Below are 24,490 nucleotides of genomic sequence, written 5' to 3' on the forward strand. Positions count from 1 at the left end.
GGATCTGCCGCCGACCCGGTCACGTTCCCCCTTCCCTCCCCTTCGTCCTCTGCCAAGCCGCCTCCAGGGCATCGATCGACTGCGCCCCGAGGGTTTCACCACGCGCGGCGAACTCCGCCTCCACGCCACGAAAGCGCGCCTCGAAACGCTGACCGGCGCGACGCAGGGCCGTTTCCGGATCGACGTCGAGATGGCGCGCCAAATTGACTACGGCAAAAAGCAGATCGCCGACCTCGGCCTCGCGACGCTCGGGGCTCCCGTCCACCTCGGCCTCCGCTTCGGCCAGCTCTTCACGGATCTTCGCAGCCGCGCCCCGGTAGTCCGGCCAGTCGAACCCCACCCGCGCCGCCCGGCGCTGGAGCTTGGTGGCCCGAGCCAAGGCCGGCAGTGCCGTCGCCACCCCATCGAGGGCGCTGTCGCCTTCGCCCCGATGCTCACGTTCCTGCTCCTTGATCGCCTCCCAATGATGGGTCACGGATTCCGGTTCAGCCACCCGCGCAGCCCCAAAGACATGCGGATGCCGGCGGATGAGCTTCGCCTCGAGCGTCTCGGCCACCGACTCCAGGTCGAAGTGCCCGCCTTCCTCGCCCATGCGCGCGTGGAAGACGACCTGCAGCAGCAGGTCACCGAGTTCATCCCGCAGCGCATCCATGTCACCGCGCTCGATCGCATCGAAGACCTCGTAAGCTTCCTCGACGGTATGCGGCGCGATAGAGTGGAAATCCTGCTCCACGTCCCAGGGACACCCGCGCTCGGGGTCCCGCAGGCGCTCCATGATCTGCAGCAGGCGGTCGACGGCTTGCACGGGGGCACCTCCTCACTTCCACGTTTCCCGGCAGATTTGACAGGGTTAAACCGGCCAACTTAATTTGAGCAGGTTAACCAGCCAATTGCGGGATGGCCATGGAGAAGACCAGACCCGGTTTGACCCAGGGGGTGGGGCCGGCTACGGAGCGCGGCGAGCGCACGCGCCGCAACCTGCTCGCCGCCGCCGAGGTGGAGTTCGGCGAGAAGGGCTTTCACAACGCATCGATCAGCAGCATCACCCAGCGCGCCGGGGTGGCCCAGGGGACGTTCTACCTCTACTACCGCTCCAAGGAGGAGATCTTCCGCGCGCTGGTCGAGCACATGAACCGCACCATGCGCCGCTATCTCAGCGAAGCCATCGAGGGCGCGGCAAACCGTGCCGAAGCTGAGCGCATCGGCCTGGAGGCGTTCCTACGCTTTTGCCGCGAGCACGAAAACCTTTACCGGATCGTGATGGAGTCGCAGTTCGTCGATCCGGAAGCGCATCGGTGGTACTTCCAGACCCTGGCAGGAGGCTACGCCGAGCGCCTCGAGGCAGCACAGGCCCGCGGCGAAGTCCGCCGCGGGGATCCCTACACCCAGGCACTGGCGCTGATCGGGATCGCATTCTTCATGGGCAAACGCCACCTGATCTGGAGCGAGGACGGCACCCCCGAGAGCGATGTCCTGGCAGCAGCCACGGAGATCATCCAGCACGGGATCACCCCGGACCCGGGTAAACAACCTTAGCGCGGCCCACTCGGGCCGCGCCCCGGGGCCCCAGCCTACTGCTGCCTAAGCACCGCCATCCCCCGCTCCACCGCAGGGCGCTCGCCGATCTCATCCGACCAGCGCAGCACGTTGGGGAAGTCGCCCATGCGCTGCCCCAGGCGCTCGGCCACCTGAACCCACGGATAGGTCGCCATGTCGGCGATGCTGTAGGCCGCCCCACCCAGATAGGGCACCTCGCCCAACCGACGGTCCAGAACCCCGAGCAAGCGCTCCGTTTCCCGGGTGTAGCGCTCGATGCCGTAATCCACCCGCTCCGGCGCCTGGTTGCGGAAGTGGCCCGCCTGACCGAACATCGGTCCGACGCCACCCATCTGGAACATCAGCCACTCGATCACGCGCATCCGCGCGGCCGGATCCGTCGGCAGAAACCGCCCGCTCTTCTCCGCCAGATAGATGAGGATCGCCCCGGACTCGAACACGGAGAACGGCTGCCCGCCGGGCCCCTCGCTATCGACGATCGCCGGTATGCGGCCGTTCGGGCTGATGCGCTGGAACTGCTCGGCAAACTGCTCGCCCTTGCCGATATCCACACCGTGGACCCGGTACGCGAGCCCCATCTCCTCGAGGGCGATGTGCACTTTCTGTCCGTTGGGGGTTGGCCAGCTGTAGAGTTCGATCATGGTGCCTCCCAGGTTCGTGTCGCCACGGCGGGGACACCGCGGCCTTTCGGCATCGTAAAAGACGAATGTTTTCCGGGTCGACGACGGATTGGGCTACAATACCGGCCATGGATGCAGAAACCCGTCCCCTGGAAGCCGAGCCGGCGCCCCGGCGCCGCAGTCGAACCGTCCGCATCGGTGACCTGAGCATCGGTGGCGATGGACCGATCGTGGTCCAGTCGATGACCGACACCGACACCGCTGACGAGGTGAGCACCGCGGTCCAGGCCGCCGATCTGGCCCGGGCCGGATCGGAGCTCGTGCGGGTCACCATCAACAACGAGGAGGCCGCCGCGGCCGTGCCGCGCATCCGCGAGCGCCTCGCCCGTATGGGGGCCGAGGTACCGCTTGTCGGCGACTTCCACTTCAACGGGCACAAGCTGTTGCGCCGCCACCCGGAGTGCGCTGAGGCCCTTGCCAAGATGCGCATCAACCCCGGCAACGTCGGCAAAGGGAGCCGACGCGACCCGCAGTTCGCCGAGATGATCGAGATCGCCTGCACCTACGACCTGCCTGTGCGGATCGGCGTCAACTGGGGAAGCCTCGACGACAGCGTCCTCACCCGGCTGATGGACGCCAATGCGGCGCGAACGGAGCCGCTGCCGCCGGAGACCGTCATGCGCGATGCGGTGGTCACCTCGGCGGTGGAGAGCGCGCAACGCGCCGAGGAGCTGGGCCTGCCCGGTGATCGCATCGTGCTCTCCTGCAAGATGAGCGGCGTCCAGGATCTGGTGGCGGTCTACCGCGACCTCGCCCGGCGCTGCGATTACCCCCTCCACCTGGGCCTGACCGAGGCCGGCATGGGGGTGCCCGGCGTAGTCGCCTCCTCGGCGGCCCTGGCCATCCTGCTCCAAGAGGGGATCGGCGACACCATCCGCGTCTCGCTCACGCCGGATCCCGGAGGCGCCCGAACCCGCGAGGTCGAGGTAGCGCAGCAGGTGTTGCAGAGCATGGGGCTGCGCGATTTCACGCCGCGGGTCACGGCCTGCCCCGGCTGCGGCCGCACATCCAGCGACTTCTTCCAGCGTCTCGCCGAGCACATCCGCAGCCATATCGATGCCCGCATGCCGGAGTGGCGCGAACGCTACCCCGGTGTCGAGGGGCTGCGCATCGCGGTGATGGGTTGCGTGGTCAATGGCCCCGGCGAGAGCCGCCACGCCGATATCGGCATCAGCCTGCCGGGCGCCGGCGAGCAGCCCTCGGCCCCAGTCTTCATCGACGGCGAGCGCTCCGTGACCCTCAAGGGGGAGCGCATCGCCGAAGAGTTCGAGCAGATCGTCGAATCCTACGTCGAGCAGCGTTTCGGCTGACCGCCCCGGGGGACCCCCCGGCGGAGGCGGTCCTACCGCGCCCGTCGGGAACGTCCCGCCCGATGACCGGCATGCTTCGGGCCCCGCTCGGTGAGCACGCCGCACACCTCGCACCGCCACGGACCGGTTCGATACTGCCGCGCAAGCCACTCCCGCGCCGCCGGACGCTCCACCAGATCGGCCACGGTGAGCCGCTCCATGAAGTGGGCAATATCCGCCATCAGCCGGCTCCAGACCGCACCCTCAAGCGCGCTGCGGTAGTGGGTTCCGGCCTCGCGCCGCTCCACCGCCGCGATGATCTCCGCCACCGTCACCTCAGTCGCCGGACGGGCCAGCCGGTACCCGCCCCCCGGCCCGGGGATGCCCTCGATGATCCCGTGTGGCCGCAGATCGGCGAAGATCTGATCCACGTAGGAGGTGGAGATATTCTGACAGACCGAGATCTCGGCCAGCGGGACCGGGCCGATCTCGTCGTGGAGCGCGATGTGCAGCACTGCGCCAACGGCGTAGCGACCACGGGCGGTAACCTGCACCAGGGTGTTCGGATCGGCGTTCGCGTACATGGCACAGCCCTCACGGTTTTGAGCGATTCTATTGTGGACCAGTCTAGTCCATTTTTCGTTCTGTGCCAATTTGCCGCATCACGCCACCCCCTCAATCAATAAGGGGGCACATTGAAGGCGTGGTTCACCGGCCCCGCCCCGGATCCAAGGCCGCGGGCCGTGCGCAGGGCTTCCTGGAGGTAGTCCCGGGCGCGGGCGACGGCATCGGCCATAGGCAGCTCCCGGGCGACCCCGGCAGCGATGGCGCTCGCCAGGGTGCACCCGGTGCCATGGTTGGAGGTCGTGTCGATCCGTCGGCTACGAAAGCACATCTCGCCGTCCGGCGTAGCCAGGCAATCGATAACCTCTTCACCGGCCGCATGCCCGCCCTTGACCAGGACCGCTCCGGGGCCGAAACCGCGCAGGGCTCGGGCCGCCTCCCGCAGGCCGGCCTCGGTGCCCGGCACGGATCGGCCGAGTAGTACCTCCGCCTCGGGCAGATTGGGGGTGAGGAGGGTTGCCCGTGGCAGCAGCACATCGCCGAGCCGCTCGGCGGCCGCTTCGGCCAGGAGTCGATCGCCACTCTGGGCGACCATCACCGGGTCCACCACCAGCGGCACGCCGGGCGCCAGGGCGTCGAGTTCGGCGGCCACCGCATCGATGACCGCAGTGTCGTGGAGCATGCCCGTTTTCACGCAGTCGGCACCGATGTCGGCGAGGACCGAGCGCATCTGAGCGGCCACAAAACCGGGCGGGATCGTGTGCACATCCTGGACACCCCGGGTGTTCTGCGCCGTCAGCGCGGTAATCGCCGTGCTGCAGTAGCCGCCGAGCGCCATCACCGCCTTCAGGTCCGCCTGAATGCCGGCCCCGCCCCCGGAGTCGGAACCCGCCACCACCAGCACCCGCGCGTTACCGAATCGATCCGTCATGCCTACTCCTCTCCCGATGACGCCCCTGCCTCCCCGGCAAGCTGCTCGCGGACGCGGTTGCGGTCCACCTTGCCGGCGCCGGTCAGCGGCAGATCCTCGTAAAAGCGAATCAACCGCGGCACCTTGTACCGTGCCAGCTCCCGCTCGGCAAACTGTAGGATCTGCGCCGCATCGACATCGGCACCCTCGCGTGCGACCACCGCAACCGCCGGCACCGCACCCCAGCGCGGGTCGGGCACGCCCACCACCGCCGCCTTGCGAACACCGGCGTGGCGCAGCAGGACCTGCTCCACCTCCTCCGGGGCGATGTTCTCGCCGCCGCTGATAAACATGTTGTCCGCGCGGCCGACCAGGCGCACATAGCCCTCAGCATCCTCGTGAGCCAGGTCACCGCTGTAGACCCAGCCGTCCGCGAGCAGCGCCCCGGCACTGCGCTCGGGCTCGTCGAGGTAGCCGTCAAAGTTGTGGGGGCTGCGCATCAGCAGCACGCCGACCTCACCCCGGCGCACCGGCTCTAGCCGTTCGGGATCGACGATGCGGTAGTCCGTGTGAAACATCGAGGTGCCCACCGAGTCGTGGTGCTCGCGCAGTTCATCGATGCCCTGATCATCACCGACATAGAGGAAGTTCGACGGACCCGCCTCGGTCATCCCGTAGGACTGACTGACACGGATCCCCCGCTGCCAGAACGGCTGCATGGTCCAGGAGGAACAGGGCGCACCGGCAGTCGTGATCTGCTCCAGCGTGCTCATATCCACCCCGGCGAAGCGCGGATGCTCGGCCATTAACTGCAGCATGGCCTCAACTGCACCGAAATGGGTGATCCCCTCCACCTCGATCAGCTCCAGGGCCTGCCCGGCGTCGAAGCTGCGCGGCATGACGGTGTAGCCGCCGGCGTAGAACACCGGAGTTAGGGTGTTCCAGCCACCGATATGGAACAACGGAAAGGTCAGCAGCTCCTGCTGAGGCCCGAGCGATCCGCCACTGCTGACCAGAATGTCCACGGCGTTCCAGACCATCTGCCGATGGGAAACCACGCAGATCTTGGGCGTGGCCGTGGTTCCACCGGTGTGCACGTAGAGACACGGGTCCGAGAGGGCCAGCGGACGGTTCTGACCGGTGCGCGGATCCTCGCCCGCATCCACGGCCTCGAACCACCGGCCGCGCCCATCGGCCAGCTCGACACGCTGGGCGCCGGCGGGCAAATCCAGGTCCGCGGCCAGCTCGGCGAAGGCCTCATCGTAGAACAGGGCGCGCGGCGCAACCCGCCGGACCAGGTCGTTGAGCTCAGGTTGCGCCAGGCGGTAAGACAGCGGCGCCAGGATCACACCGGTCTTGCCACAGGCAAGATAGAGATCGACCGCCTCGAGCCGATTGCGCGACAGAAGGCAGACCGGTTCGCGGGGGCCGATCCCCAGGGTCTCGGTCAACAGGGCCGCAGCACGCTCGGCCCGCTGATCGGCCTGGCGATAGGTGATGCAACGCTCGCTGTCCGGCTCGTAGAGCGCCATCCGCTCCGGGGTCAGCGCAGCGCGCCGCCCGGCCCAATTGCCCACCCACTCCATGGGCAGATCATCGTAGCTAGACCCCGCTGCCATGCAGCCTCCTCGTCGTATCGGGATGCAGGACGTCAGCCCTGCTTCTGCTTCCAGTAGCGCCGCAGCCCCAGTGCGGACATCCAGGCCGGATTGATCGCCTGATGCCCGGCCCAGTCCGCCGGATCCAGCCCCTGCTCCAGCGCCCACGCCTCTAGCCAGGCGGTGTAACGGGCCTGCAGATCGGCGACATCGTTCGCCTCGGCCACCGTTTCGTCCGCCCAGCGCGTCAGGTCGCGCAGGCCACGGCGCAGGGCCGCCAGATGCTCCGGCGGATCCAGGAACAGGCCAAAATGGGTCAGCGCCAGGTACTCCGGTTGTTGCGCAGCGATGTGCGCCAAGCTCTGCCGCCACCGCTGCGGGTCGAACTCCGGTGGCGGCGCGGGCGGGATGACCACCCCTGAGTGGGGCATGCGCACGCCGCCCACGTCACCGGTGAAGCAGACATCGTCGAGCTGGAAGGCCAGGTGGTGCTCGGCATGCCCCGGCGTGTCCAGGGCGACCACGCCGACTCCGCCCACGGCGACCTCGTCACCGTCATCGAGTGTGGTGATCTGCTCCTCGGGCACCGGCAGGCACTCCCCCCAGAGCCGATCCATGTCGTCTCCATAGATCCGCGAGGCGCTATCGAGCAGACGGCCGGGGTCGATCAGATGGGGGGCACCCCGCGGGTGCACGTACACATGGGCGCCCTGACGGGCCAGCCAACCGGCGGCACCGGCGTGGTCGAGGTGAATATGGGTGAGCAGCAGGTGGGTGATATCCGTCGGCGCCAGGCCCCGCCGCCGAAGCTCGAACTCCAAGCCGCCGATCGTGCTGCCGGGGCCGCTCTCGATCAGCATCGCCCCGCCTTGATGACGGATCAGGAAACTGGCAATGCGCCCGGCCTTGCCCTGGAAGTGGAGATCGATCACCTCCACCGGAACGCCGGTTCGCGAGCGTATGCTGTCCACGACGGACCTCCTCTGCTTGAATGGTAAGGGCCGTATAAGGTCTACGCTAGCATGGAGCAGGCGCCATGGTCCGAGTCACGCCGCGTATCGCCACCCTGACCGGGTTCTCGCTGATCGGCGGGGCCGCCCTGGCCGAAGAGGTCATCGAGGCTCATCACGATACGGAGTATCACGGTGTGCGCATCGTGCAAGTCGCCACCGATTTGGAACACCCCTGGGGACTGGCTTTCCTGCCCGAAGGTGGCATGCTGGTCACCGAACGGCCGGGTCGCATCAATCGGGTCGAAGACGGCCGGGTGGAGCGCTTGTCCGGCGGGCCCGACCGCATCCACGCGCGCAACCAGGGCGGGATGCTGGATATCACCCTGCATCCGGACTTCACCGACAACCGCTGGGTGTACTTCACGTACGCGCGGGGGGATGCCAACGAAACCACCGTGGCCCTGGCCAGGGCGCGCCTCGATGACGGCGCGCCGCGGCTGACCGACCTCGAGGAGATCTTCGTGGCCGATGCCGCCGCCACCCCGGGCCGCCACTACGGGTCGCGGATCGACTTCAAGCCGGACGGCACCCTGCTGATGACCGTCGGCGATCGCGGCGACGACGAGCACGACCCGGATACCCACCGGGCGCAGGACACCGGCGACCACGTTGGTACCACCCTGCGCCTCAACGACGACGGCTCGGTCCCCGGGGACAATCCGTTCGTGGCCGACGACCAGGTGCGCGACGAAATCTACTCCTACGGCCATCGCAACGCCCAGGGCCAGTTCATCCACCCCGAGACCGGCGCGATCTGGCAGACTGAGCACGGCCCGCGAGGCGGCGACGAACTCAACCGGGTCCAGGCGGGGTACAACTACGGCTGGCCGATCATCTCCCACGGCCGCGACTACGCCACCCAGGAGCAGATCGGCATCGGGCGCCACGCCGAGGGCATGGAATCCCCCATCCGTGACTGGACACCGGCGATCGCCCCTTCAGGGCTGGATCACTACAGCGGCCAGGCGTTCCCGCGCTGGGAGGGAGATTTCCTGGCCGGCGCCTTGGTGCGTCCGGCGATACGCCGCGTGGTCATCGAGGACGAAACGGTCGTCCACGAGGAAGAGATCCTGCGCGATACCGTGGGCCGGGTTCGCGCTGTTGAGGAAGGGCCCGGGGGCCATATCTACCTGCTGACCGACGAATCCGATGGCGGGATTTACCGCCTGGAGCCTGCCGACTGAGGGAGCCTGTGCCGCTACTCGAGCTACGCAACGTCCAACTCGCCCTGGGGCACCACCCCCCCTTGCTGGAAGACATCAACCTGACCGTCGAATCAGGCGAACGCGTCTGCCTGGTCGGACGCAACGGCGCCGGGAAATCTACCCTAATGCGCATTCTCACCGGCGCCGTCGAACCCGATGACGGCCAGGTCCTCTGCGACCCGGGCGTCCGGGTCGCGCAACTGGCCCAAGAGTTGCCCGAGGACACCAGCGGCACCGTCTATCAACACGTGGCCGCAGGCCTCGGCAAGCTGGGAGAGACCGTCGAGCGTTACCACCGGGTCGCCGAGGCCGTTGCCGCCGGCGACACTGATCGCCTCGACGAGATGCAGGCCTGCCAGGACGCGCTGGACGCCCAGGGCGGATGGGACCTGAAGCAGCGAGTCGAGGCCGTGATCTCCCGCCTGGACCTCGACCCCGAGGCAGCCATGGCGAACCTCTCCGGCGGCGTGCAGCGTCGCGTGCTGCTCGGCCGCGCACTGGTCACGGCCCCGGACCTGCTCCTGCTCGACGAGCCGACCAACCACCTGGACATCGAGGCCATCACCTGGCTTGAGGGGTTCCTCCGCGACTGGCCAGGGGCGCTGCTGTTCATCACCCACGACCGTGCCTTCCTGCAGAGCCTGGCCACGCGCATCGTGGAGATCGACCGCGGAGCACTGATCAGCTACCCGGGCGACTACCAGAACTACCTGCGCCGCCGCGAAGAGCGCCTCCACGCCGAGGAGCAGCAGCGCGCCGAATTCGACAAGCGCCTGGCCCAGGAGGAAGCCTGGATCCGACAGGGCATCAAGGCCCGGCGCACCCGCAACCAGGGACGAGTCCGGGAACTCCAGCGCATGCGCGCCGAACGGGCCGAGCGCCGTGAGCATCAGGGCAAGGCGCGCTTCAGCGTTCAAGAAGCGGAGCGCTCGGGCAAGATTGTCGCCGACGCCGAAGCAGTAGACTTTGCCTACAACGACGCCACCATCATCCGGGATCTGAACACCACCGTCCTGCGCGGCGACAAGGTGGGCCTCATCGGACCCAACGGCTGCGGCAAGACCACCCTCATTCGGCTGCTGCTCGGGGCACTGGAACCAACCCACGGGACCATCCGCCGCGGCACCCGGCTGGAGATCGCCTACTTCGACCAACAGCGCGCCGTGCTCGACGAGGACGCCAGTGTTCAGGACAACGTCGGCGGGGGGCGCGAGCACATCGAGATCAACGGCCAGTCCCGCCACGTGCTCAGCTACCTGCAGGACTTCCTGTTCCCGCCGCAGCGCGCCCGTCAGCCGGTGCGGGCACTCTCAGGCGGGGAGCGCAACCGCCTGTTGCTGGCCCGGCTGTTCAGCCAACCGGCCAACCTTTTGGTGCTCGACGAGCCAACCAACGATCTCGATGCCGAGACCCTGGAACTGCTCGAGGACCGACTGCTGGATTTCTCCGGGACGGTGCTGGTGGTCAGCCACGACCGCGCCTTCCTCGACGCGGTGGTCACGCAGAGCCTGGCCTATGAGGGCGATGGCCGCTTCCGCGAATACGCCGGCGGTTATACCGACTGGCAGCGACAGCGCCCCGGACCGGCCGCGCAACGCCGCTCCGAGCGCGGCGCCAAGGCATCGCCGGACAACGACGCCCCGGACACTGGCAGGCGAACGTCGGGAGGGCGCAGCTCAGGTGCGCCGAAGCGACTGACCCGGCGCGAGGAGCAGGAGCTGGCCGGCCTGCCGGAGCGTATCGAGGCCCTTGAACAGGAGCAGGCACAGCTGCACGAGCGGTTGGCCGATCCCGCACTTTACCAGAGCGAAGATGGGCATCTTGCCTCGCTGCAGGAGCAGCTGGGGGAGCTTGAGTCGCGCCTGGAGGCCACCTACGAGCGCTGGCAGGAACTCGAGGCGCGCAACCAGTCCCAGTAATCGGCCGACCAGCGACGGACCACCTGGGGCGTCAGTCGGGCCGCTGGTACATCCCGCTGCCCCCCTCGGCTCCGGGGGCGCCACGCGTGTCCCCGGCCGGCGCTGTGATTTCCTCAACCTCCTCCGGCGAGACCTGCTCCACGTCACCCCAGGGTGGTGGCCCCTGCGGCCGACGCTCCATGACGTGTTCCAGGGCCACGGGCTGCAGCACCGTGCCACCATCGATGCGGAGCTCGTGGATCTGCGGAGGGTTCAGGGCGGTACCGAGGGCCGCCAAAGCCAGCGCGGCTGGCGCCAGGATCCAATGCGCCGGACAAGCGGGCCGATCTGCACCATTGAGATCTTCGTAAGCATGCATTTCTGAGGTACCTACAGGCTCTCTTCCAGAATGGACCGCCACTGCTCGGGGCTCAACGCAACCGCGTTGCGCCGGTTCGACCCCTTCTCGACCACGGCGTCCAGGTGGCGATGGTCGATACCGTAGCCGGCCAGCCCGGAAAGGCCGGCGTGCAACCGGGCCTGGTGACGCCAGTGGTCGAGGGCTTCGATCAGCTCGTCGGCCCGGGAACCGCCGCCAAGCTGGACCGAGACCGCAGCCATCCGCTGCTCCACCCGCTCCTGCGTCGCGCCACCTACGGCGCGGGCCTCGGCGAGCGTCTGACGCATCGCCGGCGACAGCACGTTGGCACATGCCACTCCGTGCGGGACCGGCGCCACCGCTCCAAGCGGCCCGATGAGCCCGTGCACGATGCCCAGGCCCGTATGGGTCAACGCCACACCCGAGACAGTGGCGGCCAGAGCCATGGCGTGGCGCTGAGCCTCCAGATCCGCGTCCCCATGGCGGCAGATCAGTTCCGGAAGCGCCGCACCTGCCTGCTCAAGCGCATACATCAGCCAACAATCCAGCAACGGCGAGGTCGTGGGCGCCAGGTAGCTCTCAAGCAACTGCGAGAAGGCGTCCATCCCCGCGCTGGCCACCACCGCCCGGGGCACTGAGGCCGTCAGTCGTGCGTCGAGGAGCACCCGGTCGGCTACGTACCCGGGGTGGCGCAGCGACTTCTTGGAGCCCCGCTCCAGCCCGGGTTGACCGAGTACGGCGTTGTGGGTCACCTCACTGCCGGTGCCCATGGTGGTCGGCACGGCGATCCATGGGACGCGGCGCCCGGAAGGTGCGCGATCCCCGACCCCCTCTAGATAGGCCCGCGTCGGGCCCTGCTCGCAGGCCATCGCCGCCAGGGTTTTGCCGACATCTAGGACACTGCCCCCGCCGAGCGCCACAACCAGGTCGACACCCCCAGCAGGCAGGTGCTGACGCTGCTCATCCACCCACTCGGCGCTCGGCTCACCGCTGACGGTCACCGTCGCCAGGCTCCATCCCCGGGCCTCCAGTTCGCCGACCGCCTGCCGGGCCGCCGGCAGATGCGCGAGCGTAGCCCGCCCGGTGACCAGCACCAGGGTGCCGGGCCCGGGGCAGAGCTCTTCGGCCCAGGGTCGCAGCCACTCCACGGCCCCGGGGCAGTGGGCCATGCGCGGCAACTGGATCGGCTGGAGGATCGGCGGCGCCTCGCCCATACCCTCTTCCTCTAGTCCTTCTCGGCGCCCTGCTCGACCCAGCGGATGATCCGGTCCTTGTCGCGCTCGGAGAGGCTGCCGCCAAGCGGCATCTGCACATCGGCCGTGCCGTCGATGCGCTTGACCAGCTCACTCTCGCCGGGCTCGCCGGGCACCACGATCGGGCCGTTCTTGCTCCCGTCCATGAGCGCTTCGTACGAGGTCAGATCCAGGTCCCAGATGGCGTTCCCGGGAGCATGACAGGAGACACAGGCATCCCGCATGATCCGGTCGATCTGCGCGTAGGAAACCCGGGCATCCGGGTCTTCATCCACCTCCTCGTCCGCGGCCGGACTGGCCGAACCGTGGACCAGCTCACCGCCGTAGTAGCCGAGTACGACCACCACCAGGAACGACGCCAGGTAGCTGGCCAGCACCGCCGGCGAGCGGTAGGTCAGCCTGGCCGGAAGAATAGCCGCGATTCCCAGCAGCACGGCGAGCACGATGCCGAACGAGACCTTGATCTTGAAGGTGGTCGTCCAGTTGCCCCCGTAGTAGTAGAGCCAGTCCATGAAGCCGAGCAGGATGGTCGGGAAGACCATGATGAAGCCCAGCGTCACGCAGTGACGCGCCGTGATCGCGTACTTCTCGTACCGCGGTGACCGCGCTACAAGCGCGAAGACCAGCGCTGCCACCACCAACCCGATGGTGACGTGGACCGCGATCGGGTGCACCGGATGGGTATACCCGAGGCCCGCCAGGAAGTTATAGAAGAAATCGACGCTCATGCCTCACCTTGTATTGATCGTGCGCTGCCCAGCCTGCGGTGCATCGGCCCGGAGCCGCCCTGCCCGCTCAGTAGCGGACCGGGACCGGAAGGCATCGCGCAACAACTTATCAGTCAGCACTCTTTTTGACCATCATCAATGCTCTTTTTCGTCACCCAAAACCATCCTGGCGGCACCGCCCCTGCGCCGTCCACGCCGTGCAAGGATGAGCGCAGCTGCCTGCACGCGTATCATGCTCCCCACGGGCCCGCGACGTCGGGTGCCCGCCACCGGAGCGGCAAGCAAGGGGTCGACGTGTCCGAGCAACTGTCCTCGCGGCAACAACAGCAGCCGCCGCTGCACACCGCGCACATGACGGTGGAGCCGTACGCGCGCCAGGCGCTCGCAGCTGGGCGCTACCGAGAGGCCATCAAGCACTACCGCACCCTGGCGCAGACCGAGCCAGAGAGCACCTGGGCCGAGGGCCTCGCCGCAGCCTACCGCGGGCGCGCCCTGGAACTCGCTGCCAAGGGCATGCCCCGCGAGGCATTGGCCATTTGGGAGAACCGCGAGTGGCGTTGCCCCGGCGCCCTGCCGGAACCGGAGCAGATCCGTCTACTGCTGGAACTCGACGAGGCCGAAGCCGCACAGGCTGCCTACATCCGCATGTGCGAGGCCGGAGCAACGGAGCCGCTGAGCCGGGCCCGCCCTCACCTCGCGGCTTGCTACCTCGCCGCCCCCGAGCGCCTGGCAGAGCTGGATCCCGAAGACCCCGTGCGCGCCGATGGCGATACGGCACTGGCAGCCCTGGCGGCTTACTGTACGGGTCAGGATGAGGTCGCCGCCCAGCATCTGCGGACGATCCCGTACCGCTCGCCCTACCGCGACTTCGTGACCGTGCTCAAGGCGCTCATGATCGAGCCGGAGCAGCAGCTGTCCGCCGAACGTCTGCTCGAGGGCGTCGATGACTCCTCACCCTTCGCCCCGTTGGCCGAGGCCGCACGGCTAGCCCGACTCCCCGACCCCGAGCTGCTGCCGGCACTGACCCGGGTCGACGAACCCCTACGCCGCTTCGCCACTGCGCTGCGTGGCTGGTCGACGCAGCGTTACGAGCTTTGGCGCGAGCTCTTCAGGCCCGAAGCACCGCAGCCAGACGCCGATCTACCCGCCGTCCTGGCGGACTGGCGAAGTGAGCTCGGCGAGCAGTGGTCCCGTCGGCAACGAATCCGCCTCGCCTTCCAGGAGGTGGCCGTCCATGGCCGCGCACTGGTGCTGCCCGAAGAGGCCGACGAGTTCGAGCAGGCGCTCCTGCAGGCCTGGTGCACCGAGTGTTTCCAGGCCGATGACTACACCGCTGTCCTGGCAGCCTGGCAGGCAGTAATCGCCGCGCTTCGCGCCGATGCCGAGCCGGTCCCCGGAGACCAGAACGCCTTGCGTATCGCCGCAATCCAGCGCCGCTTGGCCAGCGAGCTGGGTCTGCTCCACACCCCCCTCGCGGCCGAAGCCGAAAACGCCCTGGCCGAGAGCGTCACCCTGGATCCGGATCATCTCCCCGGCCACCGGCTGCTCATCCAGCGCCACCGCGACTGCGGCCGCATCGCCCAAGCCCGCCGATCGGTGGATCAGGCCCTGGCCCGCTGGCCCGAGGATCGCTCCCTGCTCCAGGAGGCACTGGAACTCGCGCTGCACGGTGAAGATTTCGAGGGGGCTGCGGACTTCGCCCGGCGAATCCTCGAACGCGACCCGATCAATCGCCGGGCCCGGACCGTGCTCCACGACGCCCTGCTGTCCCGCGCACGCTCCGCCTGCGCCGAGGGGAACCCGGAGGCTGCCCACACGGCCCTGGCCCAGGCGGAGACCTGGGCGGACTCGGCGGCGGCGCAGGCCCAGCTCGAACGGCTGCGTACCGTCGTCGACGCCACCCACGGCAGCGGCACCAAAGCCCACCGTTGGCGTGCTCGGACCCTCACCGACGGCCGCACCCTCGGCCACGCCCTGGCGCTGGCCACCGAGGCCGAACTCGCCGGCCAGCCGGCCGCGACAGTGCTCGTGCAAAGCGGCCTGAACCCCCCGAAACGGATCGACCGGCAGCAGCTGCGGGATCTCTGCGAATGGATTCACGAAGTCGCCGCGGAGGCCGGTGGCATCCTCGACCGCGCCCTGGGGCCCTTCGCCCCGGCCCTGCGCCGAGCCGTCCGCATCCGGACCCTCGACCTGGACGATTACGCTGCGGTCTGCGAGGCGCTGCGTGCGGCGGGCCAGGAGGAGCTGCGCGGCCACTTCGCCCGCGAGGCACTGCGCCACCGCCTGGAGGACCCGCTGTTCACCGTGCACAACCTAGAGGCACGATACGCGAACGAGGAAGCCGGCCGCCCCACCAGCCGGGAGCTCGACCAGCTCCGCCGGGCCTTCCGGCAGGCGCGCCGCAGTGATGACAAGCGTACGGCCCACCGGGCCGGGGTTCTGATCAAGCGGCTGATCCCCGACCCGGAGCACGGTGCCTGAACGACGCAGGCCCTTGACCCGAGCACCGTCTATGGATAAGACCCTGAACCCGATGCCAAGGCCCGATCTCGAACACGCGGACCCATACCTCTGTCTGGGCGTCGAGCGCGACGCCGATGACGCGGCCATCCACGCGGCGTATCTGGCCGCGGTCCGAGCCTGTCCGCCGGAGCGCGACGCCCGACGCTTCGAGGCCCTGCGCCAGGCGTACCAGGCCATCCGGACCGAGCGGCTGCGCCTGGCCCAGGAGCTGTTCGATACCCGGCCGGCTACGGCAATCGATCTCCTCGATCGGGCCGCGCCCACCGAGGCGCCGGGACGCCCCGACGAGGAGACCTTCCGTGCGGTACTGGGGCCAAGGGGCAAGCGGTGATGGACAGCAGTGAGCGCGAAGCCCTGGTCGATCGCTTCCGCGACTATCTCGAGCGCAGTGCGGAAGCACCGCAGCCGGAGCAGACGGCCCCGGCGCCGGACCTCCATACCCTGCTCACCGAGATGGCAGCGCTCAAGAACGACGTTCGCCTGGAGTCACGCCAGTACAAAACCGCACTGGATCAGCTCAGCGAGGACTGTGAGACACTGCGTCAGCAGAACCGGCAGCTGCAGGAACACCTGGAGCGGGAGCGCCGCCGCGCCGATCTGGCCCACGACGACGCCGAACACGCCCTCCTCCAGGAACTGATCGACCTGCGCGACCGTCTCGCCGCCGGGCACCGCCAAGTCACGAGCCACCGGCCCGGCTGGCTGGCCCGGCTCGGTGGGGCGCGGCGCTACCTGGGCCGCATGGCCCAGGGCATGGAGATGAACCTGCGCCACCTGGATGAGATCCTGGCGCGCCGCGGCGTACAGGTCCAGGAGACCGTGCGAAAGCCCTTCGACCCGCAAACCATGCACGCGGTCGACACCGCCACCGAGCCGGAAACCGATCACGGCGTGGTCCTGCGCGAGGTCCGCCAAGGCTTCCTGCGCGGCGACCGGGTCCTGCGGACCGCCGAGGTTATCGTCAACAAGAGGGACAGCACGTAGTGAATGACATCATCATCGGCATCGACCTAGGCACGACGAATTCCGAGGTTGCCGTGGCCCGCAATGGCCGCGTGCAGCTCATCGAGGTCGAGGATGCCTACCTGATGCCCTCCGCCGTCGGGCTCGACGAGCACGGCGCCCTGCTTGTCGGCCAGGCGGCCCGCAACCAGCTGGCCCTGCACCCGGAGCGGACCGTGCGCTCGATCAAGCGGCGCATGGGCGAAGACATCAAGATCCCGCTGGGGGATCGCAGCTACACGCCCCAGGAGATCTCCGCGGTGATCCTGGCCCGGCTCAAACAGGCGGCCGAGGTGCAACTGGGCGAACCGGTCCGCAAGGCCGTCATCACGGTGCCGGCTTACTTCTCCGACGCCCAGCGCCAGGCCACCCGCGACGCTGGCACGCTGGCCGGACTGGACGTGGTGCGCATCATCAACGAGCCTACCGCCGCAGCGCTCGCCTACGAAGGGGATCAGCCCGAACGGCGCCACATCCTTGTCTACGACCTGGGCGGCGGCACCTTCGACGTTTCCGTCGTGCGCATGGAGCAGGACGTGGTGGAGGTCCTCGCCAGCCACGGCAACAACCACCTCGGCGGCGACGATTTCGACGCCCTGATCGTCGATCAGCTGCGTGCCTACGTGAAGGACGACCACGGGGTCGACCCGGCCGACGATCCGCGCGCCATGGCTCGGCTCCGCCACGCCGCCGAAGCCGCCAAGATGGACCTCTCCGGTACGCCGATCGCCCGCATCGAGGAGGCCTACCTGCTGGAGGGCCGGCAGGGCCCGATCAACCTGTCGGTGGACCTAACCCGGGCCGATTACGAAGAGATGATCGAACCGCTGCTCGACGAGACCCTGGAGGCAGTGCGCATCGCCCTCGAGGACGCCGAACTGGCGGTGAACGACCTCGATGAGATCGTGCTTGTCGGCGGCACCACCCGCACCCCGCGGATCCAGCAGCGCCTGGAGGAGTTGCTCGGCGTTCAGCCGCGCGGAGAGATCGACCCGGATCTGTGCGTGGCGATGGGCGCGGCGATCCAAGGCGCGGTGATCGCCGGGGAGCAGGTGGCGAGCATGCTCGTCGACGTCACGCCGTACACGTTCGGCACCAGCGCCATCGCCGAACTCAACGGCGAGCGCTATCCCTACTGCTTCATCCCGGTGATCCGCAAGAACACACCCATCCCGGTCACCCGCAGCGAGGCCTTCTTCACCTCGTACGACGGGCAGGAGGCCATCGACGTCCGGGTCTTCCAGGGCGAGGACCCGGATGCGCTCAACAACACCCAGATCGGCTCGTTCCGCATCGAGGGACTCAGCGATGTGCCCGCCGGTAACGTGATCATCACCACCTTCTCCCTGGACGTAAATGGCATCCTCCACGTCTCCTCGGTCGAGAAACTCACCGGCAAGCGCAAGGAGATCACCATCGACAGCGCCACGGCCCGCTTTGAGCGCGAGGAGATGGGTGCGGCCCGCGAGCGGGTCCAGGACCTGATCGACAGCGACGCCGAGTCACCCGGCCGGCAGGCCGTGGCGGATTCGCCCGGGAACCGGACCGCGGAGTTGATCGAGCGGGCGGAACGACTCTTGGATCAGGCCAACCCCGAGGATCGCGAGGACCTTGTCGACGCCATCGAGCAGCTGCGCGACGCGCTCGAGCAGGAGGACGCGGCCGCCATCGAGCAGGCCCGCGAGGCCCTCTCCGACCTGGTGTTCTACCTGGAGTCCTAATGAACCGCTGCCCCAACTGCCGCGCCCGGACCGAGGAGCACACGGAGCACTGCCGGCGCTGCGGCATGGAGCTGGCCCTGCTGCGCCGCACCGAGCAGGCCGCCGAGCAGTGGCTGCAGGAGGCGGTCCGGCGGCTGGCCGCCGGCGAGCCGAGCGCGGCGGAGCAGGCGCTGCAGCGCGCCCGCACTCTGCAGCCCGATCCCCTGGCCGTGCAGCTGATCGGTTTCCTACGCTCCCGCGCTACCGGTTCCGACTGAGTCCACGGGCGTACGCCGGACTCACTCGCGGTCGCCGAGCCGCTCGAGCATGTCGTCCACAGCCGCCTTGAGCTGGCGATCACGCCCCGCCACCTCATCCTCCGGGCGCTGACGGACCCGGATCTCCGGCTCGGCGCCGTGGTGCTCCATATCGGTGCCGTCCGGCAGGTACCAGCCGCGGAAGGGGCGCCGCACCGTAGCGCCATCGATCAGGGTGTGCCGCCCCGTAGAGATCACGCCGCCGTAGGTCTGCTCACCGACCAGGGTCCCCCGCTCCAGGGTGTTGAAGGCGTGCGCCAGGATCTCGGCGTTGGAATAGCTCTTCTGATTGGCAACCATGTTGATCGGCAGCGTGTAGCGGGGGGCGTCCAGGCGGTCCTGCGGGTAGTGTCCGGTGCGCCCCGGATCGGCTCCTGCGGGCACGGTGTAGGCGTGCTCCGCCGCCATGATCGAGGTCAGGATCCGGTCCGTGGTGTGCCCACCACCGTTGTTGCGCACATCGATTACGAGCCCCTCTTTTCCGTCGGCCGCCGCGTACAGGCTCCCCTGAAAGGCCTCCAGGGAGGCCTGGTTCATGGCCTGGATGTGAATGTACCCGAGCCGGCCCTCGGAACGATCCTCGACGAGCCGGCGGCGCTCCTCCCGAAAGGCGTCGTAGCGCAGCTCCGCTAGCGCCGGATAGTCGACCGGGGTCACCAACGTGTGCAGCAGCCGACTGCCGTCACCGTCGGCCTCCGGGCGGCGGAAAGCGATGAGCAGCTCGTCACCGACCCGGCCGCGCAGGCGCTGGAGAAGGGTCTCGTCCGGATCCAGGTCCCGCCCGTCAATAGCCACGATGGTATCGCCGCGCTGCAGGGGCATGGGTCCGTGGGCGGCGGGCGCGTCGGGAATCACCGAACGCACCCGGTACCCCGCACGGCCATCGGCCAGGGCCACGCGCTCGTGGCGGATGCCCAACCGACCGGAGGGCTCGCGCAGCGCCGATCCGGGCCCCGGATTGCTCACGCCGGTATGCGAGGCAGCCAGTTCCCCCATCAGGCGGTTGGCGATGTCACTGAATTCGCTGGCCGTCCGCGCCCGGCGGATCAGCGCCTCGTAGTCGGCCACCAGCGCCCCCCAGTCCAGCCCCTTGAGGTCCGGCTGGTAGAAACCCTCCTCGATGACGCGCGCCGCCTCGCGAAATTTCTGGACGGCCTGGGCCTGGCGGTCGATGCGGATCCGGTCACTGATGTCGGGGCGCTGGTGCTCACCGCCGGAGAGCTGCACCACGCCGGCGCGCCCCCCGGCGACGTACACCACCCGGTCGCCGCGCAGGCTCAGGTGCTGGATATTGGCCACGGGCCCCAGGCGCCGGCGCTCGCTGCCGTCCCAATTCATGACCATCAGCCCCTCGCCGGCACTGTTGAAGACGTAGCGGTCGCCGGCGGGGGTCATCCGGTTCGCGTATTCGTTGCCCGCCGCGCGGCTCACCCGCTCGACCCGCCGCCACGCCCCCTGCAGATCAAACTCCGGCGGATCCTCGGCACCCGTGTCGTCCCGCGTAACATCCACGCTGCCGGCGGCCAGGACCGGCAGCGGCTCACGCTTCTGCTGCGCCTCGCGCCCGCGGCGATAGTAGCGATCGAGCTCCAGGCGGCTGTAACGCGCCAGATCCGGATCCAGGTAGACCCGGTAGAGGTCGTAGCTATCGCCGCTGCGGTTTGATACGAACGTCAGCACGCGCCCGTCGGCGGACCAGCGCGGGTTGAGGTCGTTGCGGGGGTGGCGCGTGATATTGATTGGGTCCGCCGAGCCGTCGGCAGGGACGATGAAGATGTTGGCGCTGAAGTCCAGATCGTTCTGCGCGTAGGCGATGTACCGGCCGTCCGGCGACCAGCGCCAGTCAATGGTGGCATCCCAACCTTCGACCAGCGTGTGCGCTTCGTTCCCGTCGATGCCCTGGACAACGAGATCTCCACGGCCCCGGCGAAACGCGATCCGTGTCCCGTCCGGGGATGGCCGCGCATCGCGCTCGTTCGCCTCGGTCTCAACCAGCGGTCGCACGGTGAACTGCAGCGCGTCGTGCCAGCGCTCCGGATCAGCAGCCGGAGGCACCGGATCGGCCTCCAAGGCGGATAACGGCTCGGACTCCGGGGCCGGCTCCGGGTCGGGCTCCGGCGGCGAAACCGGGTCCGTGGGTCCGGGGTCGAGGCGCGGATCGCCCGGTTCCGGCGGCGGGTCCACCGGATCGGTGGGCGCGAACGGGTCGTCCGGATCAGACGCCGCACCGTTGCCGTTGCCCTCCTGCACCGGGGGCCGCTCCCCGGCCTCGGGGGACCGCTCCACGCCAGCGGATACATCAGCCTCTGCCGGGCTCACCCAGCCCCGACGGACCTCGCCGCGGGTCAGGGCCACCCCAGCGGTGTAGATCGACTCGGAGTCCCCGCTATCCCGGGTGAAGTAAAGCCGCAACCCGTCCGGCGACCAACGCAGGTCTTGGTGACGGGCGTGGGTGTCCGGGGTGACGGGCCGCGTGGGGCTATGCTCGTCCATGTGCCGTATGTAGACCCGGCCGTAGGCAATGTACGCCATTACCTGGCCGTCGGGGCTCAGCGCCGCCTCACTGACCTGGCGCCCCACCGAACGCAGCTCGTAGCGGTCATGTCCCGGATCTCCAGCGCGCAGGGCGACCGGCTCCGGAGCGGGATCCGCCGCCTCGAGATCGAGAAGGTAGAGCCGGTCCCAGACCTGGAGCACCGCCCGGCCCGCCTCCGGGGCCACGTCGAACGCCTGCACGTCACGCTGATCGAAGTCGGTCAGGCGTTCGACACCGCCGGACTCACCCTCCAGGCCGATGCGGAAGAGATTCACCGTGTCGTCTTCCCGATCCGAGAGGAAGACCAGCGTCTGATCGTCCAGCCACTTTGCGCGCCCGTCATCCCCCTCGCTGCGCCGGGTCAGGGCAGCGAAGGCATCCTCGTCACGATCGTACAGCCATAGATCCCGGGCGTCCGGACCGCGGTAGTGCCGCCGACTCCAGCCGTGATAGGCCCCTCCCCGGGTAAACGCGACGTGGCGGCCATCCGGGGAGACGCTCGGTTCGGATCCGAAGGCGTCGTGCAGCCGCTGCGGCTCACCGCCATCTGGCACCACGCCATAGGGGCGCTGGTCGCGGTAAACGTCGGCCTCCAGCTGCCCCGAGAAGGTAATCAGCGGTTCGCCGTCGCGGTCCACACCAAACCCGGGGCTGCGCAGGAAGCGATCGCCGTGGGTAACCTGCTGCAGCCCGGTTCCGTCTGGTCGCATGCGCCAGAGATTGAGATAACCGTCACGCAAGGAGGCGAAGACCAGTTTCTGCCCGTCGGCGGACCAACTGGAATGGAGATCGTCGAGACGATGGCCGGTCAGCCGGGTCGCGGTCCCGCCGGTGGCGCTGACCCGCCACAGGTCGCCGCCCCAACTGAACACCAGTTGCTCGCCGTCGGGGCTGATCGATGGGAACCGCGGCAACTCGACGTCGGTCTCGGACTCGCCGGCCCCGGCCGCCAACGACAGGGCCAGCCCGAGAATCGCTGCGAGCCCGACAACCAGGGGTGGGATCAAGCTTCGCATGCCCTGACGCTACCATCCGCGGCGTCGCCCCACCACACCGCCCAAGCCACCCGCGGGGGCGCCCGGGCGGCTGGCAACGGCTACTCCCTGTGATAGCCGGTGGCCATGGCGCGCAGGTACTCGTACCAGGGGTTGCCCGTGGTCGCAGCCATGTAGATGTGCCCGATCAGGAAGACGATCATGGCAAAAGCCGCGGCGAGATGGACGCCGGCAACGGCCCCGAGGGGCAGGAGCGCCCCGAGGAGGGTGTCGTTCCAGAAGTTGTAAAAAAGCAGCAGCAGTCCGGAGATCCACAGCGCCGGGGCGATCGCCGCCTTGAACCCGAAATAGGCAAGCCGCTGCAGCGGGTTGTGCTTGGCCGACGGCGACTTGGCAAAGGGCTTCGCCTCACCCGAGAACATGCCGTAAGCGTAGTAGCCCGCAGTGCGGCCCAAACCACTGCCGGTCGGTACGTACTGCCGCCACTCCCCGGTGGTCAGGTGCCAGAAGATGGCAAAGGCCCACAGCCCGATCAGTGCCCAGGCGAGCACGATGTGGGTGGAGAAGGCGGCGCCGAAGCCGAGCAGCGAGTAGCTGCCGTGCATTTCCAGACCCGTGAGCAGCAGCCCGAAGATGAGAACGGCCTGCGCCCAGTGCCAGAAGATCTCGAAACGGGTGAAGATACGTACTTGGGTCACGAGCCCTCCCCCTCCTCGCCCGATCGGCCGTCGGGGCGCTCCCGACGGTAGAGATAGTAGCGCACGCCGCCGTGGCCGAGCACCGCGAACAAGGTCAGCCAGACGGCCGCCCAGCCCACCGCTTCAATCCGCGGGTGGCGATCCTGGCCCGGGACGTAGACCCCTTCCAAACCGGCCATGCGGCCGTCGCGACTGTGACAATCGACGCAGGCCACACTCGCCTCCGCCGGCGCAACCATGTGGTTGACCGGCCAGTACATCCGCGTCTCGACGAAGCCGTACGCACCGCTGTAGGCCACCTCGGTTTGACCGACGGCGCGCGCTTCCTCCATGCCGGCCTCGATGGCGCGGTCCCAGTCGTAGCTGCGCCAGAACGCGTCATCATCGCCCTCCTTGCCGAAGAGTTGCGGTACCAGGAGCGTATGATGCTCGGCATCGTAGAGCTGCTTGCCGTACATGATCTTGAACGGCCAGATCTTGGCGCCGCCCTCGCCCGGTCGCCCCTGAGGCCGGTTGACGGGGACCTCGCCATCGGGGTCGATGGTATCGTCCGGCAGGGTGTAGACCATGTTGCCGTCGAACCAGCGGTAGTCCGGCGGGTAGTCTTCCTTCCACTCGAACACGCCCTTCATGCCGTCGTAGATCACGCGCCCCTCGTCGTCCTTCTCGACGACAGGCTGGCCGTCGTCATCCAGCCGACCGGCCTCCGACCAGTCCCAAAGGGTCTTGGTCGGATAACCGCCGCGAGCGATCTCCGGTACGTGACAGGTCTGACAGGCGATGAAATCGCCGTGGGCGTTGAGCTTGTCGTGGATGCGTCCCTCGTGCGGCTCGCTGCCGTGGCAGGCCACGCACGCGGGCTTGTCCTGTGGCCGAGCCGGAATCGGCGCGTCGTCGTAGTCGGGCACCGTCAGGTGGTAACGACTCCCGCTCTGGATGTGGCCGGTGAACTCGTGGCAGTTCGAGCAGCTGAAGTCCGCCCCCTCCGGCGTCATATGCACATCGACCGAGCGCGGCGGGTCAAGTAGTGAGCTGTCGAGATCGCCGTGCTTAACGGCGTTGCCACCACCACCCTCAAAGTGGCAGCTGCCGCAGGTCGCACGGCTGGTGTCTCCGACGTTCTGAGCCACATGGGCGAGATCCGGCGCCTCGAACAGGATGCCGCGGAATTCGGTGTCCTCGTAGGGCGGATGGCCGGCCGCAGTGGGGAATTTCACATACTCGCCGGTGGTGTCATGGCAGACCAGGCAGTCGACCTTCTCCTCGGCCGTGAAGTCGAAGTGCCGGTCCTCCCAGCCGTAGCCGACATGGCACGAGGAGCAGCGCTCATAGCTGCCGGCGATCCCCATGCACAGATTATTGAGCACGTAGCGCTTGCCGAGGGTCTGCTCCGTTTCAGGCTGTTCGTAGGTCCAAGTCCAGTGGATACTGCTGTGGACCTGCTTCGCCGCTTCGGTGTGGCACTGCAGACACGCTTCGGTCACCTCGGGACCGGTCTCGAACGGCCCCTCCAGCAGGGAGAACTTCGTATGGTCGGCCGTGGATCCCGGCTCCGTCGGCGCCTCTTCACCGGGGATCGGCGGCTCGAACTCCTCGGCACCCGCCGCGAAACTCGTGCCCGCCAGGACCATCAACAGACCTG

General features: G+C 68.4%; 21 protein-coding genes. 9 read left to right on the forward strand and 12 right to left on the reverse strand.

Annotated features, from left to right (window positions below; genetic code table 11):
- Positions 1 to 19: 19 nt before the first annotated feature.
- Positions 20 to 805, reverse strand: a complete 786-nt coding sequence (gene mazG, locus CCR79_RS01020; protein WP_201167694.1) for a nucleoside triphosphate pyrophosphohydrolase — start codon at positions 803 to 805, stop codon at positions 20 to 22.
- A gap of 98 nt (positions 806 to 903) precedes the next feature.
- Between mazG and CCR79_RS01025 the strand changes: the two genes are divergently transcribed.
- Positions 904 to 1,536 carry a TetR/AcrR family transcriptional regulator gene (locus CCR79_RS01025; RefSeq protein WP_238635269.1) on the forward strand — a complete coding sequence of 211 codons (633 nt, stop codon included), beginning with the start codon at positions 904 to 906 and terminating at the stop codon, positions 1,534 to 1,536.
- 35 nt (positions 1,537 to 1,571) lie between these two features.
- Here the strand turns inward: CCR79_RS01025 and CCR79_RS01030 are convergent, their stop codons facing one another.
- The gene (locus CCR79_RS01030; protein ID WP_201167699.1) at positions 1,572 to 2,198 is read right to left on the reverse strand and encodes a glutathione S-transferase N-terminal domain-containing protein; all 627 of its coding nucleotides are present in this window, start codon (positions 2,196 to 2,198) and stop codon (positions 1,572 to 1,574) included.
- A gap of 107 nt (positions 2,199 to 2,305) precedes the next feature.
- On the opposite strand from CCR79_RS01030, the gene ispG reads away from it, so the two are divergent.
- Positions 2,306 to 3,547 (forward strand): flavodoxin-dependent (E)-4-hydroxy-3-methylbut-2-enyl-diphosphate synthase, encoded by a 1,242-nt coding sequence (gene ispG, locus CCR79_RS01035; protein ID WP_201167702.1) that lies wholly within the window; start codon positions 2,306 to 2,308, stop codon positions 3,545 to 3,547.
- A gap of 32 nt (positions 3,548 to 3,579) precedes the next feature.
- Here the strand turns inward: ispG and CCR79_RS01040 are convergent, their stop codons facing one another.
- From CCR79_RS01040 to CCR79_RS01055, 4 genes are all read right to left on the reverse strand, one after another.
- Entirely contained in the window at positions 3,580 to 4,110 is a 531-nt protein-coding gene (locus CCR79_RS01040; RefSeq protein ID WP_201167705.1) for an Rrf2 family transcriptional regulator, read from the reverse strand.
- Positions 4,111 to 4,205: 95 nt separating this feature from the next.
- Complete coding sequence (gene thiD, locus CCR79_RS01045; RefSeq protein ID WP_201167708.1) at positions 4,206 to 5,021, reverse strand: bifunctional hydroxymethylpyrimidine kinase/phosphomethylpyrimidine kinase; 816 nt, start codon at positions 5,019 to 5,021, stop codon at positions 4,206 to 4,208.
- 2 nt (positions 5,022 to 5,023) lie between these two features.
- Positions 5,024 to 6,619, reverse strand: coding sequence for an AMP-binding protein (locus tag CCR79_RS01050; RefSeq protein WP_201167711.1), 1,596 nt, complete (start codon positions 6,617 to 6,619; stop codon positions 5,024 to 5,026).
- 32 nt (positions 6,620 to 6,651) lie between these two features.
- Positions 6,652 to 7,569: an MBL fold metallo-hydrolase gene (locus CCR79_RS01055; protein WP_201167713.1), complete on the reverse strand. Its 918-nt coding sequence runs from the start codon at positions 7,567 to 7,569 to the stop codon at positions 6,652 to 6,654.
- A gap of 65 nt (positions 7,570 to 7,634) precedes the next feature.
- Between CCR79_RS01055 and CCR79_RS01060 the strand changes: the two genes are divergently transcribed.
- Positions 7,635 to 8,795, forward strand: coding sequence for a PQQ-dependent sugar dehydrogenase (locus tag CCR79_RS01060; RefSeq protein WP_201167721.1), 1,161 nt, complete (start codon positions 7,635 to 7,637; stop codon positions 8,793 to 8,795).
- 8 nt (positions 8,796 to 8,803) lie between these two features.
- The gene (locus CCR79_RS01065) at positions 8,804 to 10,735 is read left to right on the forward strand and encodes an ATP-binding cassette domain-containing protein (protein WP_201167723.1); all 1,932 of its coding nucleotides are present in this window, start codon (positions 8,804 to 8,806) and stop codon (positions 10,733 to 10,735) included.
- A gap of 31 nt (positions 10,736 to 10,766) precedes the next feature.
- On the opposite strand, the gene CCR79_RS01070 is transcribed toward CCR79_RS01065, so the two are convergent.
- The 3 genes from CCR79_RS01070 to CCR79_RS01080 are packed head-to-tail and all read right to left on the reverse strand — an operon-like array spanning position 10,767 to position 13,074.
- Positions 10,767 to 11,093, reverse strand: a complete 327-nt coding sequence (locus CCR79_RS01070; protein ID WP_201167725.1) for a hypothetical protein — start codon at positions 11,091 to 11,093, stop codon at positions 10,767 to 10,769.
- Positions 11,094 to 11,104: 11 nt separating this feature from the next.
- The gene (locus CCR79_RS01075; protein ID WP_201167727.1) at positions 11,105 to 12,307 is read right to left on the reverse strand and encodes an iron-containing alcohol dehydrogenase; all 1,203 of its coding nucleotides are present in this window, start codon (positions 12,305 to 12,307) and stop codon (positions 11,105 to 11,107) included.
- An 11-nt stretch (positions 12,308 to 12,318) separates the two neighbouring features.
- On the reverse strand, positions 12,319 to 13,074 hold the full coding sequence (locus tag CCR79_RS01080; protein WP_201167729.1) for a c-type cytochrome domain-containing protein: 756 nt from the start codon (positions 13,072 to 13,074) through the stop codon (positions 12,319 to 12,321).
- A gap of 294 nt (positions 13,075 to 13,368) precedes the next feature.
- On the opposite strand from CCR79_RS01080, the gene CCR79_RS01085 reads away from it, so the two are divergent.
- The 5 genes from CCR79_RS01085 to CCR79_RS01105 are packed head-to-tail and all read left to right on the forward strand — an operon-like array spanning position 13,369 to position 18,580.
- Positions 13,369 to 15,558 (forward strand): hypothetical protein, encoded by a 2,190-nt coding sequence (locus CCR79_RS01085; RefSeq protein ID WP_201167731.1) that lies wholly within the window; start codon positions 13,369 to 13,371, stop codon positions 15,556 to 15,558.
- A 31-nt stretch (positions 15,559 to 15,589) separates the two neighbouring features.
- Positions 15,590 to 15,931: a molecular chaperone DnaJ gene (locus CCR79_RS01090; protein ID WP_201167733.1), complete on the forward strand. Its 342-nt coding sequence runs from the start codon at positions 15,590 to 15,592 to the stop codon at positions 15,929 to 15,931.
- Positions 15,931 to 16,584 (forward strand): nucleotide exchange factor GrpE, encoded by a 654-nt coding sequence (locus CCR79_RS01095; RefSeq protein WP_201167734.1) that lies wholly within the window; start codon positions 15,931 to 15,933, stop codon positions 16,582 to 16,584. Before CCR79_RS01090 ends, CCR79_RS01095 begins: the two co-directional genes overlap by 1 nt.
- The gene (locus CCR79_RS01100) at positions 16,584 to 18,323 is read left to right on the forward strand and encodes an Hsp70 family protein (RefSeq protein WP_201167735.1); all 1,740 of its coding nucleotides are present in this window, start codon (positions 16,584 to 16,586) and stop codon (positions 18,321 to 18,323) included. Before CCR79_RS01095 ends, CCR79_RS01100 begins: the two co-directional genes overlap by 1 nt.
- A complete protein-coding gene (locus CCR79_RS01105; RefSeq protein ID WP_201167736.1) occupies positions 18,323 to 18,580 on the forward strand; it encodes a hypothetical protein in 258 nt (85 codons plus the stop codon). Before CCR79_RS01100 ends, CCR79_RS01105 begins: the two co-directional genes overlap by 1 nt.
- Positions 18,581 to 18,601: 21 nt before the next feature.
- Here CCR79_RS01105 and CCR79_RS01110 read toward each other — a convergent pair whose 3' ends face one another.
- The 3 genes from CCR79_RS01110 to CCR79_RS01120 form a co-directional block, all read right to left on the reverse strand.
- Complete coding sequence (locus CCR79_RS01110) at positions 18,602 to 22,171, reverse strand: S41 family peptidase (RefSeq protein WP_201167737.1); 3,570 nt, start codon at positions 22,169 to 22,171, stop codon at positions 18,602 to 18,604.
- Between the two features lie 80 nt (positions 22,172 to 22,251).
- Positions 22,252 to 22,848 carry a cytochrome b/b6 domain-containing protein gene (locus CCR79_RS01115; protein ID WP_201167738.1) on the reverse strand — a complete coding sequence of 199 codons (597 nt, stop codon included), beginning with the start codon at positions 22,846 to 22,848 and terminating at the stop codon, positions 22,252 to 22,254.
- Positions 22,845 to 24,479 carry a tetrathionate reductase family octaheme c-type cytochrome gene (locus CCR79_RS01120; protein WP_207190259.1) on the reverse strand — a complete coding sequence of 545 codons (1,635 nt, stop codon included), beginning with the start codon at positions 24,477 to 24,479 and terminating at the stop codon, positions 22,845 to 22,847. Before CCR79_RS01120 ends, CCR79_RS01115 begins: the two co-directional genes overlap by 4 nt.
- Between the last annotated feature and the right edge of the window lie 11 nt (positions 24,480 to 24,490).

The sequence above is a fragment of the Halorhodospira halophila genome, from assembly GCF_016653405.1.
GTDB lineage: Bacteria > Pseudomonadota > Gammaproteobacteria > Nitrococcales > Halorhodospiraceae > Halorhodospira > Halorhodospira halophila_A.

Bases quoted from the DNA above. Each gene is read 5' to 3' on its own strand.
- CCR79_RS01025 (WP_238635269.1), top strand. From the start codon at position 904: ATGGAGAAGACCAGACCCGGTTTGACCCAGGGGGTGGGGCCGGCTACG.
- CCR79_RS01030 (WP_201167699.1), bottom strand. From the start codon at position 2,198: ATGATCGAACTCTACAGCTGGCCAACCCCCAACGGACAGAAAGTGCAC.
- ispG (WP_201167702.1), top strand. From the start codon at position 2,306: ATGGATGCAGAAACCCGTCCCCTGGAAGCCGAGCCGGCGCCCCGGCGC.
- CCR79_RS01040 (WP_201167705.1), bottom strand. From the start codon at position 4,110: ATGTACGCGAACGCCGATCCGAACACCCTGGTGCAGGTTACCGCCCGT.
- thiD (WP_201167708.1), bottom strand. From the start codon at position 5,021: ATGACGGATCGATTCGGTAACGCGCGGGTGCTGGTGGTGGCGGGTTCC.
- CCR79_RS01050 (WP_201167711.1), bottom strand. From the start codon at position 6,619: ATGGCAGCGGGGTCTAGCTACGATGATCTGCCCATGGAGTGGGTGGGC.
- CCR79_RS01060 (WP_201167721.1), top strand. From the start codon at position 7,635: ATGGTCCGAGTCACGCCGCGTATCGCCACCCTGACCGGGTTCTCGCTG.
- CCR79_RS01070 (WP_201167725.1), bottom strand. From the start codon at position 11,093: ATGCATGCTTACGAAGATCTCAATGGTGCAGATCGGCCCGCTTGTCCG.
- CCR79_RS01075 (WP_201167727.1), bottom strand. From the start codon at position 12,307: ATGGGCGAGGCGCCGCCGATCCTCCAGCCGATCCAGTTGCCGCGCATG.
- CCR79_RS01080 (WP_201167729.1), bottom strand. From the start codon at position 13,074: ATGAGCGTCGATTTCTTCTATAACTTCCTGGCGGGCCTCGGGTATACC.
- CCR79_RS01090 (WP_201167733.1), top strand. From the start codon at position 15,590: ATGGATAAGACCCTGAACCCGATGCCAAGGCCCGATCTCGAACACGCG.
- CCR79_RS01095 (WP_201167734.1), top strand. From the start codon at position 15,931: ATGGACAGCAGTGAGCGCGAAGCCCTGGTCGATCGCTTCCGCGACTAT.
- CCR79_RS01105 (WP_201167736.1), top strand. From the start codon at position 18,323: ATGAACCGCTGCCCCAACTGCCGCGCCCGGACCGAGGAGCACACGGAG.
- CCR79_RS01110 (WP_201167737.1), bottom strand. From the start codon at position 22,171: ATGCGAAGCTTGATCCCACCCCTGGTTGTCGGGCTCGCAGCGATTCTC.
- CCR79_RS01120 (WP_207190259.1), bottom strand. From the start codon at position 24,479: ATGGTCCTGGCGGGCACGAGTTTCGCGGCGGGTGCCGAGGAGTTCGAG.